We start from the raw sequence: 14649 nt of genomic DNA, 5'->3' as shown, positions 1-14649 counted from the left end.
AAATTCTAAAAAATGAAAAAAGCTTTATTTATTGCAGTTCTCATGATATTTTCTTGTGATTCTGCACTTGATGTTGAAATAAAAAATAATATTTCCACTTCTAATTTCTTTCAATCTCAAGTCGATTTTGATCTTGCCCTTACAGGGGCCTACGATATATTAGGTAACCATCAGGACGATTCTGGTTTTGGCACTTATTTCAGGGGTTTGCTTTGTATGGGACGTGCAGGAACCGACGAAGGTTACATTGTAGGATCGTTTGCACAATATGGGGTTGAACTGTCTAATTATACCTTTACCTCCGTATCACAGGTACCGGATAGGGTCTGGGCATTTCAATACAAAGGGATCTCCCGAGCCAATACGGTTATTACAAGATTAGACCGTGCAGGCGATATAGACATTTCTCAATCTGAAAGAGACCGAATCGAAGGAGAAGCCCGTTTTTTAAGGGCCTTCTATTATTTTCAGTTGGTAAGATATTATGGTGGTGTTCCCTTGGTTACAGAGGAGGTAACAGACATTTCACAAGTTAATTTTGAAAGGGCAACGGTTGCGGAAGTATATGCCCAGATCATAGAAGACCTTAATGCTGCAGAGCAACTACTGCCTATTAGTAATGAAAATGGAAGAGCCGAACGATATGCTGCTACAGCCTTCCTCGCTAAGGCATATCTTCAAATGTCAGGATTCCCACTTCAGGATCAAAGTGCAGCAGCTTTAGCAGCCCAAAAAGCCAAAGAGGTCATAGATAGTGGCCTGTATGCCTTATTGCCAAATTATGAAGACGTATTTAAATTGGAGAATGAATATGCCAGTGAATATATTTTTAGTGTGCAATTTACCTTTTGTGGCAATTGTGAAGGGGGTCAAGTGGGTACTTGGGATGGTATTCCGGGAAACTGGGCGTTTGCCCGTACCTATAACATATTTAGAACCTTCAACGAACATTACGAGTCCTACAATCCGAACGATTTAAGAAGGGACTATAATGTTGTAGACTACCGGATTATTGATGCCGATGGTAACACAACCCCTACTAATGATGGCAATAAATATGCCTTTAAATGGCGGCATGCGCCCAATCCGGAAGATAGGCCTGGAGGAACAGGTTGGTTCGAATGGCAAAGCTCTTTCGATTTCCCTTTAACACGTTATGCGGATATCCTATTAACCTATGCAGAAGCAATAAACAGAAGCAATGGCGGACCGAACGCAGAGGCCTATGAAGCTATTAATATGATAAGACGTAGAGGGTTTGGCGTAGACATGAATATGCCAAGTGCCATGGCCGATCTGCCCAATGGTTTATCATTTGATGCTTTTCAAAATGCCATTTTAGACGAAAGAAAATTTGAGCTTTGTTATGAAGGACACAGATGGCATGACTTGGTAAGATTTGGCAAATTGATTGATGCTGTGAAAAGTATAAATTCACCGGAATCTTTAGACCGATCTCCTGCGGCAAATAATATACAGCCACATCATGTGCTTTTCCCGATTCCACAATCGCAAATACAAATAAGTGACGGTGTACTAACCCAAAATGAAGGCTATTAATAAATTATTGATATAAACAAAACGGATGATTAAATATGTTTTTACACTGGTTTTCACTGTGTGTATAAGTTTTATATATGCCCAAAAGTTTGAAGATCTCGCACAAACCCCGCCCATGGGCTGGAACAGTTGGAATAAATTCAATTGTAATGTTAGTGAACAGCTAATAAAAGAGACTGCAGATGCGATGGTGTCATCGGGTATGAAGGCGGTTGGATACCAATACATTGTAATTGATGATTGCTGGCAAATTGAAAGGGACCCAAATGGAAAAATCGTAGCTGATCCCGAACGTTTTCCATCAGGCATTAAAGCACTTGTAGACTATGTACATGGTAAGGGACTAAAATTTGGAATTTACTCCTGTGCAGGCACCAAAACATGCCAGGAACGTCCGGGAAGCCACGGCAAGGAACTTATAGATGCCAAAACGTATGCCGATTGGGGGGTTGATTACCTAAAATATGATTGGTGTTTTACTGATGGTATTGAACCCATATCGGCGTATACCACTATGAGTGAAGCCATCAGGGAAGCAGGGCGTCCCATGGTATTTAGTATATGTGAATGGGGATTGAGCAAGCCATGGACCTGGGCTGCCACTGTTGGCCATTTATGGCGCACGACTTATGATATTAGAGACTGGTACGATGGTGAAATAGAGGGCAACTTCCTAGGGTGGAGTATTATATTGGACAAACAAGTTGGTCTTGAACGCTATTCCGGACCGGGCCATTGGAATGACCCTGATATGTTGGAAGTGGGTAATGGAAGACAAACCAATACAGAATATCAAGCTCATTTTAGCTTTTGGGCTCTTTTAAATGCCCCGCTCATTGCGGGTAACGATTTGAGAAATATGGATGCTAGAACCATTGAAATTCTTACCAATAAGGAAGTTATCGCCGTAAACCAGGACAGGCTTGGCAAACAAGGATATAAAATCTTTGATAGTGGTGATACCGAGGTTTGGTGCAAAAATTTATACAATGGCGATTATTGCATCATATTATTTAACCGTGCCTCAGGTAGTCAGCAAGTGGCTGTACAATGGGAAATGATAGCTCCTGAACTGGCAACGTCCAGTTACATGGTCAGGGACTTATGGAAACACAAGAATTTAGGGTACTTCAAATATGGATTTAATGCAGTAATCCCTTCCCATGGTGCAAAAATGATAAGATTGACCGGAATGGATAAAGGGAAAGTAAATTTAACCCCTTAATGAGGATGATCACTAATATTTTAGGAGATGTCCCATGAAGTAGTTTCTAATTAGGAATAACTCACATAAATCTTTTAGCCCCTTTATGTGTAATTTCTGTTTCGAATTTATTATTAAAATAGGGTTAACCTATAGATGTACAACATGATGATATCAACTTTTCAAAATAAATCAAAATTAAAGTGCTTCCTGGGCATATTGCTCGTGCCTTTGATGGTCTTGTTTTCAAACCAATCTATTGGTCAATGTTGGTCCTTTACACTCGATGATAACCCATTAACCATAAGTCAATCTATGTTCCCTGGTGCTATAAGCGGGTATTTTCCGGATGGAGGTATTAGTGTCCTGGAGATTGACTCCAATTATTATGCATTCTGGGCTATGTTCGAAAATTACCGCAGTGTTTCAAATTCGCCCCTATTACAAAATCATGTAGGGCAATTAGACCCTGCCAGTGCTGTTTTTGGCGGACGGGAACCTAATAACGGGACCTCGAACGGATTTAACGATGGAGGCATGTGGTTTATTGGTGTTAGGAAGTTGGCCGATGGTAGGCTTGCAGGATTTTTTCATGCGGAGTCCCATTGGTATCCTCGTAATACCAATGGGGGCATAGCATACAAATCCATTGGCGTGGCCTATTCCAATGATAATGGCGTAACATGGGGGACACCGGAGTTGATTCTGAAGCATTTCTATGATAAACCGGAAGCCCCCGCGTGGTCAGGCTTAGGGGATGGCTGTGTTATCTATAATCACTTGAAAAATAGATACTATTGTTACTTCACGCCAGTATTTGGCAGTGTCAATCTGAGTATGGCAATTTCTGAGGATCCTGCAGGTGCCCCTGGAACCTGGATGAAATGGTACAACGGGGCCTTTTCCGAACCCGGTATAGGAGGATTTCATTCCCCGATAGATGGACTATCCGGCAGGCCTGGGGCCAATCCATCTGTACATTGGAATACTTACCTCAATAAATTTATTATGATTTATCATGGTTGGAATGAAAAGCTATACATCTCTGCCAGTGACGACGGTGAAGTTTGGGAGGTGCCTCAGTTATTATTGGACGAAGGTTCCAAAACATGGTATCCCGTTGTTGTCGGTACCAATAGTACTGAGGGAGGCCAAACTGTAACCTTATATTACGGTAATAATTTTCAGTCTGATGGGAGGCGTACGTTGACGTACAGAACCCTTACGTTTAACAAGGGTCTTTTGGAAACTACAGGTCAATTGTTGTCTGACGGCAGATATGCTATTAGAAGCCCCTCTAACAATAAAAACTTAGCCGCCACTGGTGCCAGTTCTTTTAATGGGGTTTTGGTTTTTCCGGATACCTTCGAAGATCAACGATGGGATGTCAGCCATTTGGGGAATAATGAATACAGGTTTACACATGCCTGCTGTGGCGGAAGATTGGATGTTCAGAATTCCAGTTGTGCAGATGGAAGCCAGGTGTTAAGTGCAACGGCTGATGATACAAGTGAGAGTCAGATTTGGAAGGTAGAGCAATTGACTAACGGTAATTTTGTTTTACGACCAAAACATTGTTTAACTCAGGCTTTGGGGAGAGAGAGTGCCTCCTCAGATAATGTAGTAACCGCAGATTACAACGTGTGTAACGAGTTGCAGGCATGGTCTTTTATAGCAGAAAACTTTGCTTTACCGGTTACAAATTTTAAAATAGAAGCCATTAATGAAACCTGTAGAAACAAAAATAACGGAAGTATAGAAATAGATGCCGTAAGAAACCTAAACTATACCGCTGTTGTTAGTGGTAATGGATTTACCAGTACGGACCCATTTACAACTTCCCTTACCAAACCGGACTTAGCAGCGGGCGATTATAGAATTTGTATTACCATAGAAGATCAGCCCAATTTTGAACAGTGTTTTAATATCACGATTAACCAACCTGAAGACCTGTCCGTTTTGTCAAAAGTGAATACGGATAAGGGTTCAGTGGCTTTATATATGACAGGGGGTGACACTTACCGGGTATCCTTAAATGGCATATCAAAAGAAACTACGTCCTCAAGTATTGAGCTTCAATTGAGGTATGGGGAAAATAGGCTTAACGTAGAAACCAATCAGAGTTGTCAGGGAGAATATGAAGAAATCATTTTTTATGGAAATGAGATGGTCTTGTTCCCTAATCCTGTTTCGGATAACCTAACTATCTATTTCGGTGAATGGGATTACAAAACGGTCTCTGTGAGGATAGTATCCCTTTTGGGGGATGTAGTATACAGTGCGAATGCCAATACACCCCGTTTAAACATTAATGTTTCCGGGCTTTCTAAAGGTGTTTATATTTTAAATATTTTGTCTGAATTGAAAAATAAAAGTTTAAAAATGATCAAGAACTGATGAAAAAGCCTATTCTATATATTATCGGAAGTTTTATGGTTTGCATTTGTGGGTTTAATTGCAGTAGCGGCGGCAGTGATCCTGATCCAAAAACTGAAGAACCTCCAGGAGCAGCGAATCTCATTTTTCCCGGCAACAACTCAGAATGTACCGAAGGCTCTAATGTATCCAGTACAGAAAGCACCATTACATTTGATTGGTATGATGCCAATAACACAAGCTCATATCAATTATTTATAAAGAATTTAAAGACGCAATCCATTGAAAATTATAATACCTCGACCTCTCAAATAAGCGTGACCCTTTTGAGGGGGACGCCCTATTCCTGGTATGTCATTTCTAAGAATGTGACCACACAAACGGCCCAAAGTAATACGTGGAAGTTTTACAATGCGGGGGATCCAGAGTCCTCCTACGCTCCTTTTCCGGCGGAACTGGTGGCCCCTTTATTATATGCGAAGTTAAGTACCGGAACAACGAGTGTGCTTCTCGATTGGAACGCCGAAGACGTGGATAATGATATCAAGGAATTCGACTTGTATTTTGATGTGACGACTCCTCCCAATACTAGGATAACAACGACGAGTGATTCCAATTTTTCAGTAAGCGTAAGTGGAGGCAATACCTATTATTGGAGAATAATTACCAAAGACAATCAAAACAATAGTTCAGAATCCCAGATATTTCAATTTAGTGTGGAATAATTGGGATAACATACCTATTCGTTCATTGTTATATTGTACCATCCTGGTGAAGACTTTAATTGCTATAAAGAATAAAGCATCACCTAGTTGGTAAGCCTAAGACAACAAATAAATGTCACAATAATAAAATGAAATAAATATTTTTAAGATTATAGTTAGTAGTTTGTTTAGTTTTTATCTCAATGTTTTGAGTTAGCCGAAAAAAGGGAAGTAATGAGGCTTCCCTTTTTTAAAGGAGTAAACGAATTAACACCTAATTGACTAAATCGAGGAAGGGATGCCAGAACGAAAGAATACATAATACATGAGCAATGAAAGCATTACAGATTGTTTTTCAGGGGGTGGTCTATTTATCTATTTTAGGGTTACCGGCACAAAAGGAAAGTTTTAAAAGCACTTCTGTTACTCAGATAATAGAAAATGGATGTCAGAAAAAAGAAGAAGACACAAGGCTAACTATTTATCCTGCCCCACCAAATGAAATACGTTCCAGGGATTATAAGGTAGAGGTTAATGGTAAATCGGTAGACATTTATCTGGCGGAAATTGCCACAATAAAAAATCGTCCGGCCTGGACTTTGAACCCCAAAGATGTTGGGGGACCTTACTCGTTTTGTTATTTTGATTTTTCAGGCGAAGTCACCATCAAAGTTACTTCATTGAATAAACCATTGGACCATCTGGTTGTGCGTCCTTTATCAAGTGGCATTAAACCGGACATAGATGGAAACACAGCCACGTTTACAATACGCAAACCATGTAAACTGTCTATTGAACCAACAGGCAGGCTCGAACCCCTATTGATTTTTGCTAATCCGCTGGAGATTGATCCGCCAGAAAAAGGGGACCCCAACGTCATATACTTTGGACCCGGGCTTCATAAGCCCGAAAAGATTAGGCTTTCAACAGGTCAAACGCTCTATATTGCAGGAGGGGCTATCGTTAAAGCTGGCGTGGATGCTTCCGGGGATAACATAAAAATAATGGGCAGGGGCATATTGTGTGGTAACGATTGGGAATGGCGAAAGGGACCTGGAAATATGATTGGTTTAAGAAATGCCAGCAAGGTTATTATCGAAGATATTATCTTAAGGGGGGCATGGAGTTGGACCATACCCATGTACAATTGCGATTCTGTTAAGATCACCAATATCAAGTTAGTCTGTAGCAAAAACCCTAATGATGACGGCATTAATCCTTGTAATTCACAAAGCGTATATATTCGGGATTGTTTTATACGTACTGATGATGATTGCATCGCTATGAAAGGTATAAAACGGGGTTCTAATAACGACAATATTGAAGACATCATAGTCGAAGACTGTATTCTCTGGAGTGACAGAGCCCGCGTTTTTCTATTAGGTCACGAAAGTCGTGCATCATTTATGAGGGACATTACTTTAAGGGATTTAGATATTATACATTTTAATATGAGTCCCTTTCTTTTGGAACCAGGAGAAGAGATGTCTATTGAAAATGTATTTGTTGAAAATGTAAGGCTCTATGCCGATTATCCTAAGCAGAGTGGTGAACGAACATTTGAATTAATCCGTTTAAAGCCTACTATTAACCAATATATGAAAAGACAAGTGCCGGGAAAGATCAGCAAGGTGCATTTTAAAAATATAGCCTTAACCGGTAAAAAAAAAGAAGGCTGGTATCCGATATGGATTGTTGGTGCGGATACAGACCATATGGTCACCGATATCACCTTGGAGAACATTAACTGGTTTGGTCAAGTATTGGATAAAAACGCAACGCAGGTGAAGATTGATGGGAACACGAAGAATATACAGTTCATAGATTCTAAAAACAAGTGAAGAATGAAATCAGACCAATGAGGAATCTTAAAGACGTATTTATTTCATTAACCATAAATTTAATTACTACGGTTATACTTTAATTATTTTAGTGTAGTGTTCAAAAATGTATAAATTGGACTCAAAACAGATTTTGAATTGATATTATTGTGTCCTCTTTAATGATAATCCGGGCCTATAAAAAAAGACAAATGCGACAGAGTATTCTTCTTATTTTCATTATGAGTCATATGCTATCCATAGCACAAAACAAAATAATAGAAAAGGAGAGGGTTCGACTCTACTTTCTCGGAGGTCAATCCAATATGGAAGGGCATGGTCTGAACCAAGAGCTCCCGGACACCCTTAAAGCCACAAATGATCGGGTATGGATCTTTCATGGATACCCAATCGGTGACGAAGACCCTAATGGTGGTTTAGGGAAATGGGCTAAGCTCAAACCTGGAAACGGTGCAGGATTTTATTCAGATGGTGTGCAAAACACATACTCCAATAAATTTGGAGCTGAGCTGTCTTTTGGTAAAGCATTACAGGAATTGTATCCCAATGAAAAAATTGCCCTGATTAAATATGCTAGAGGAGGGTCTTCCATTGATAGTCTTGCAGCACGACATTTCGGTTCTTGGGAAATGGATTTTTCAGGGGCCAATGGGATAAATCAGTTCGATCACTTTTTGACAGCAGTTAATGGGGCCATGACAGTTAGGGACATTGATAAAAATGGCATCGAAGATGTATTGGTTCCATGTGGTATCATCTGGATGCAAGGTGAGAGTGATGGCGTCCTAACTAAAGACATAGCCCTTCGGTATTATTTTAATCTAAAGCGTCTTATGGATCTGATACGGGCTACTTTTCGTGATGATGATCTTCCGGTGGTGATAGGTAAAATTTCTGATTCAGGTTTAGATAATAATGGAAAAACCTGGAGATATGGTGAATTAATTCAAGACGCACAAGAGGTGTATGTAAGAAAGGATGGAAATGCGGCCATTGTAAGAAATACAAAGAATTATCAATATTCCGACCCTTGGCATTATGATAGTAATGGATATATAGATTTGGGAATTAAATTTGCAGAAGCCATCTATAGTCTTGATAAGGCAAAACAATCCCCTTGATTAAATCAGAAATACAGTTTTCAAAGACACTGTTTTCTGAAGCCCCTCCAGTTTTTGTTATCTCGAATACTACAGGAATTACCGGCCCAAAATAATACCCGTGTTTCTCATCGAGAAAACATAGGTCTCCATGAAAAATGGAAGTTCATTGTAGACCCTATGGAGGATGGATACTAACGCCATCACTATGAGATTAAATCTAAATAGGTGATTTCTGATCGGGGAAATACAAAGAAAGCATTTCCATTAAAAAAAGGTTGGATGTTTATCTTACCACTAGACCTATTACCGGACCTTTGGAAGTCATTTAAAATAAGGGGTAAAAGTCTTCAAACGGAATTTGGTTTTTCCAGTATAACGCCAAGAACATTAGCATCATAATCCGTGTAGTTATGCCAGGGGCCATTAAGCCAAAGCAATACTTTATAGCCTTCGTTGGCCACCAGAATGGGGCGGATATTTCTGTAATTTGAATTGGAGGTCATGGCCTTCCACTTAATGGTATCTATAGTGTCATCCTGTGCGATGGTGGCTTCATAAATTTCATGAACACCCCCCAGATCCTTTCCTGTTGAGGGATCAACATCGGTTGAAATATAGACTTTTCCGGGATCTTCGGGATCCAGAGCCATAAGACCTGTATAACTGCTTTCCACCTTGTATAAACATTTTCCGGCATAGGCTATTTCTCGATCGTGCCAAGCCTCTCCATCCCAAGAAGCAAGCCTGTATCGGTGATCGGAATCATTCAGATATAAGGTATAACCTATGTGAGGATAATGGTTACCGTTTGTTGCCATGGCACAGGTCCAGGCACTATAAGGAACACTTTCTGTAACAATGGATTTTTCATTGGTATCACTGCCTGCAAACACTTTTTCTCCTTCCGAAGCCCTTAAGGGCCCTTTACTTAATGGCTTTATCAGAGTGCCATCAACCTTATAGAATGCACCATCACTAAACGCAACGAAATAGACATTATTACCAAACTGACGGGGATGACCGTCGGTGTAGGATATGCCAATGGTCCCAGGATCTATTTGGCTGTATCTGGGATAAGGTCGCTGATAGCCCTCAATATCATTAGCTATGAAATGCGTACGATTGCCCCAAGTTTCACCATGATCTTTAGAAACAATAAATGCCGGATTAAACGTTAATCCATCCCTAAAAAAGTTGTATAATTTACCTTCATTTTCAAAATAATACAGGTTCATGTAGGTAACACCATTCTCATGGTCGTAAACGTGCTCATAGGTTTTGATATCACCCCAACTTAAATAATTATCCGGTTCTGAAATACGGTAATAATGGATCTTTTCTGAACCGTGCTTTGCCCATACTGCTAGAATACTATTGTCCGGTCTTTGATAAAGCGCCGGCACGTTGTGATCGTCTGCTTCAAGGTTTTTATGCAGTACGATAGTACTATCCAGTTTTTCAGATTCCAAATCATAAACCCCAATACGGGCATCCCCGCTTGTCCCACTCAAACCGGCTATTAACAATTTTCCTTGACTAATAATAGCTCTGGGATCCTGGTACCAACACCAACCCCCGTCTTCCATAATCGTTTGGTATTGGCCATCCCTTGCCAAGGGATGAAACCTGTTCAAATAGGTATACAGTTCAGACCCTGCAGCCAGAAAAGCCCCAATACCATATACTTCAGTATAGTCTTTAAAACTTTCACCCGGTGCGGCACCAATGGGCTGTACATATCCTAACATCCCGTCTTCATTTACACAATTTGAAAGGGCATGCCATGCTTTAAACAAAACAGGTTCATACGTCGCTTTATCCAAAAAGCCATTATTAATACCCCAGGCCATACCAAAAGTAAAAAAGGCTGTTCCACTGGTTTCAATCGTGGGATAGTCTGCGGTGTTGCCCAAAATACCTCCGGACCAAGTGCCGTCTTCCCTTTGGGTTTCTTTTAGTTTCTCGGCCATCTGAACAAATAAGGTTTCATAAAATGATCTGCCCATCCAATCTTTTGGTAAGTCGGGAATCATTAAGGCCAAACCTCCAAATACCCAACCGTTGCCTCGTGCCCAAAAGATCTTTTTACCATTTTTTTCCGTTTGATCCAAAAACGATTTATCCCTGTAAAACAAATGTTCCTCCGGATCCCAAAGCTCATTATAGGTCATTTTATATTGGGTATCCATGTACTCCAAATAAGTACTGTCCTTGGTGATCTTGGACAATCTGGCCCAAACCGGGGGTGCCATGAAGAGGGCGTCGCACCAATCCCATTGGTATTCTTTCCCCTGTTCACTCTGCATGATGGAATCGAATCGCCTTTTGGTGGGTTCAATGGAAGCTATGGTTTTTAAGCGGATGTTTTGATTAAGACTGAGATAAAGTTGCCCCACGGCATGGTCATCTGCGTGATACATCCGTTTATGAAGGTTCCATTTATTTTGGTCTCCAATGCCAACGAGCCAATTCATATATTTCGGATAATGAGATACCTTCGTCAATTCGAACATCCCGGCATAAAGGGCCGCACAGGTCCAGTCCAACTCATGATGCTTTTTTCTGTTATGCCACGGTTTTCCAATGGTATCAGATGGTAATGCTCTATATTTGCCCATGTCCTCAAAGGTCTCGATTTGCCAATTAGCCACCTTTTCGGACAGGGCCAAAACCTCTTTAGGGTTAGGTACTGGCACCTCTTTTGAGGTTTTCATCTCTTGACAACTGATAAAGACGAGGACAAAAGACAGTATGAATAAAGTTGGATGCATTGCTTGGTTGGTTAAAAACATAAATTAAATGCGATTTATGACCTCTATAAATGGTCAGAATAGCCCTAAAGATAGGTAAATATTTGCAAGACCAGGTTAATGTGACCTGATTATTTATTCCTCTATTTTCTTCATTCTTGGCATCATTTTTTTGAACAAGAAACCATATGATTTAGGTTTAAGATAAATGGTAAAGTGTTTTGTTCTTTATGACGATCTTTGGGATACATAGCGTTTTATAAATCCGTTTTTATGGTAATAGGAAACCCCATGAATTGCTTAGCGCCCTCAATGGAAACATCAGTATCTCTGGGCCAGCATTCGAAGGTGACCTCCTTATTTTCCTTGTTAAACCTAATGAGACCATAACCCGAACCTTCTGAGGCTTGATCCGGATTTACATAGGCATGCATGGTAATTTTATTGTGAAATCCATCTAAATATTGACCATTCCATGGCAACACGCCATTTGAATTCGGACCGCTTTTTTCATTTTCCGGCCACCACCATCGGCTATAATAGTTGTTGACTATGGCCGGTACAACAAAGGCCCAGGGGCCATCATCGAAGTCATCAATTCCGTGTTGAATGACCGTAGCCAAATGCTGATCGCCAGCAATGTGTATGGCATGGGCAGCTTTAATGGACCTTAATGCTTTGTTTCTTCCTTTTTGAGGCCATCCGTTTGAATCCATATCTGCATGAAGCCGATTGGTTATGTTTCCATGGATGTGAGCACCTCCACAAAATCCGGTTTGGGACAGCACTACTTTGACATGATCCTTGTGTTGAGTCCCCCATGTTGTTAAGAAATTAAGTTGTCTTTCCCCAAGTAGCTTTAAGCCTTCGATATCGACACTTTCAGGATCGTAATTAGGGTCTCGTATATGATCCGGTCTCGGACCTATTTGAGGAATTTTTCCTTTGGGTCCCGATTTAAACTTTCGATCTTCAATGATCGCAAAATCTATTCCACCTAACACTAAGTTGGTGTAATAGACTCCTATACCCTGATCAATAGGGGTGGGATCATAAGGGTCGGGTAAATGTCCGGTTTGACATTTTTCGACCATTTTCACATACTCCGGTGGGAAAAAATAACCGCCGTCATCACCTGCACGGGTGGATGCTTTCTTGCCGCCTTCACCCCAAAGATTTCCTTGACCTATATCGTGATCATCGGGAATTGTAATACACGGGCGATGGCGAAATACGTCCCTAAACTGCATACCAAATTTTAACCACGCGGCTGTATGCTCGGAATGGTCGTAGGATTGGTCTCCGGCAAAAAACACAAGATCGGGATCCTGATAATTGATGTTCCTTACATAATTTTCCCTCCCACCTCTATCTTTATTACTGTTACAGGATAAAGCAGCCAATAAAATCTCCTTTTTCTCAACAGGGGTTTTTCTAATTATCCCTTCAAAAGAAGCCTGTTCGCCATGCCGTATTCTATACTTAACGTCCTTGCTGTGATCCCAGTTTTCAATACGGAATAGGGCCGACCATCCTATATCGTCAATTTGTTTTTTTTGTATTTCTTGCCACCTGCCATTTCTGTAAATTTCCAGACGTACCGTCCTTGTTTCATAGGGATAAAGTGGAAATAATTGAGCTGTTAGTTTAAGAGTGTTTTGGTGAACCGTATAAATACCAAATGCTATAACGTCTTCTCTTTTCACTTTAACGTCAATAATTTTATTAGGCTTCCTATTCCACCAGTCATTTGTTGCAATGGTGTCAATTCCCGTAAAAGGAGCTACTACCGGGGGTATTAACAGGTCAGTGTTCTTATTTGGAGATTTATTTTTACAAGAGTAACAGCTAAAAATAACAAGGCATAAAAGGTATTGGAGATGTTTCATCAGATGGGATTTGAATTATTGTAACAATGTGCTTTTCTATGGAATAGGCAACGATCTAATTAGTTAGTAATCTCTTACCGGCTTCCCTTAAGGCCGTAACATCTTCTTCAGGAAAAGAACCATCACCTTTTGGCCCGACATTCAACAATAAATTGGCATTCATTTTGTTGGCTTCGTCAAGCATAGCAATGATATCGTCTGCCGATTTATGAAGACCATCTTTACTTTTATTATAACCCCAGGCATGGGGTTGCAGGGTATTGCATATCTCCCGTGGTTTATATTTATTTTTTTCGTAAGCTATTTTTGCCACATCAAATTGCTGCCCTACTTTAGCATTTCCACCCCTTTCAGGAGCCATAAAATCCTCCTCGCCATTGGCTCCTTGTTTGAATGAAATCAAGGCATGTGGAGACCTGTTTCGAATTAAGGCATAGGTAGAGTCAATAGGGAATAAATCGGGACGATGATAATAGCCCATAATGGGATCGAACCAAATGCCGGCAATATTGGGATACTGTGAAAGTAGCTCCTTAATTTGGGTATGTACAAAATCGACATAGCCTTTAAAATCGGCATCCTCTTTAAATTTGTATTCGGGGGGCGGCGTCTTGTAGGCCGGTCTTGCGTTATGCCATCCGCTATCACGGGAGTAGAAATAAGGATGCTTCCAGTCTGCACCATACGAATAGTATAAAAATAAACCAAGTCCCTTAGCTTCACAGGCCCTATAGAGTTCACCAATTAAATCTCTTTTGGCAGGTGTATTTAAGACATTAAAGTCGGTGGCCCTGGTGCGGAACAAACAAAATCCATCGTGATGTTTTGAGGTTATGGTGATGTATTTCATTCCGGCATCCAGTGCCAGATTGGTGATGGCATCGGCATTAAAATGTTCGGCAGTGAACGTGTTTTTTAAATGGTCATATTCGGATAATGGAATCGTATCCCGCAATTGAACCCATTCCCCTTTTTCCAAAAGACTATATAAACCATAGTGGATGAACAGGCCATATTTGGCATTCTTAAACCATAGAAGATTTGCACTTCTGGGATCTTCTTTGTATGCGTCTTTATAGTCCTTTAAATAACTTGGGATGTTGGTGTGTTGGGTACTACATCCCGTTAAAACGAACACGGCAATACTTAGAACTTGAATTTTAAAGGGGTGTTTCAACAGGTCATTCACTTCATTATTCGAAAATGTTATAGATTACATTAT

At 40.4% G+C, this 14649-nt stretch carries 9 protein-coding genes; 6 read left to right on the top strand and 3 right to left on the bottom strand.

All coding sequences use genetic code 11. The annotated features are described in order from the left end of the window. Positions 1–12: 12 nt before the first annotated feature. From MR054_RS07590 to MR054_RS07565, 6 genes are all read left to right on the top strand, one after another. Positions 13–1560 carry a RagB/SusD family nutrient uptake outer membrane protein gene (locus MR054_RS07590; protein WP_242157271.1) on the top strand — a complete coding sequence of 516 codons (1548 nt, stop codon included), beginning with the start codon at positions 13–15 and terminating at the stop codon, positions 1558–1560. Positions 1561–1585: 25 nt separating this feature from the next. Next, positions 1586–2785: a glycoside hydrolase family 27 protein gene (locus MR054_RS07585; RefSeq protein WP_242157270.1), complete on the top strand. Its 1200-nt coding sequence runs from the start codon at positions 1586–1588 to the stop codon at positions 2783–2785. A 144-nt stretch (positions 2786–2929) separates the two neighbouring features. Continuing rightward, on the top strand, positions 2930–5161 hold the full coding sequence (locus MR054_RS07580; RefSeq protein WP_242157269.1) for a T9SS type A sorting domain-containing protein: 2232 nt from the start codon (positions 2930–2932) through the stop codon (positions 5159–5161). Continuing rightward, the gene (locus MR054_RS07575; protein ID WP_242157268.1) at positions 5161–5865 is read left to right on the top strand and encodes a hypothetical protein; all 705 of its coding nucleotides are present in this window, start codon (positions 5161–5163) and stop codon (positions 5863–5865) included. The genes MR054_RS07580 and MR054_RS07575 overlap by 1 nt, the downstream gene beginning before the upstream one ends. A gap of 311 nt (positions 5866–6176) precedes the next feature. After that, positions 6177–7685 (top strand): glycosyl hydrolase family 28 protein, encoded by a 1509-nt coding sequence (locus tag MR054_RS07570; protein WP_242157267.1) that lies wholly within the window; start codon positions 6177–6179, stop codon positions 7683–7685. Positions 7686–7876: 191 nt separating this feature from the next. Next, positions 7877–8806, top strand: coding sequence for a sialate O-acetylesterase (locus tag MR054_RS07565; protein WP_242157266.1), 930 nt, complete (start codon positions 7877–7879; stop codon positions 8804–8806). A 329-nt stretch (positions 8807–9135) separates the two neighbouring features. Here MR054_RS07565 and MR054_RS07560 read toward each other — a convergent pair whose 3' ends face one another. The 3 genes from MR054_RS07560 to MR054_RS07550 form a co-directional block, all read right to left on the bottom strand. Then, complete coding sequence (locus MR054_RS07560) at positions 9136–11502, bottom strand: glycoside hydrolase family 88 protein (protein WP_242157265.1); 2367 nt, start codon at positions 11500–11502, stop codon at positions 9136–9138. A 293-nt stretch (positions 11503–11795) separates the two neighbouring features. Further along, complete coding sequence (locus tag MR054_RS07555; RefSeq protein WP_242157264.1) at positions 11796–13427, bottom strand: alkaline phosphatase D family protein; 1632 nt, start codon at positions 13425–13427, stop codon at positions 11796–11798. Between the two features lie 55 nt (positions 13428–13482). Beyond that, a complete protein-coding gene (locus MR054_RS07550) occupies positions 13483–14604 on the bottom strand; it encodes an alpha-L-fucosidase (RefSeq protein ID WP_242157263.1) in 1122 nt (373 codons plus the stop codon). Positions 14605–14649: the final 45 nt, after the last annotated feature.

The sequence above is a fragment of the Aestuariivivens sediminis genome (assembly GCF_022662105.1).
Lineage (GTDB): Bacteria > Bacteroidota > Bacteroidia > Flavobacteriales > Flavobacteriaceae > Aestuariivivens > Aestuariivivens sediminis.
The sequence above is the reverse complement of the archived record's forward strand: the minus strand, read 5'-3'. Positions and strand labels throughout refer to the sequence as shown.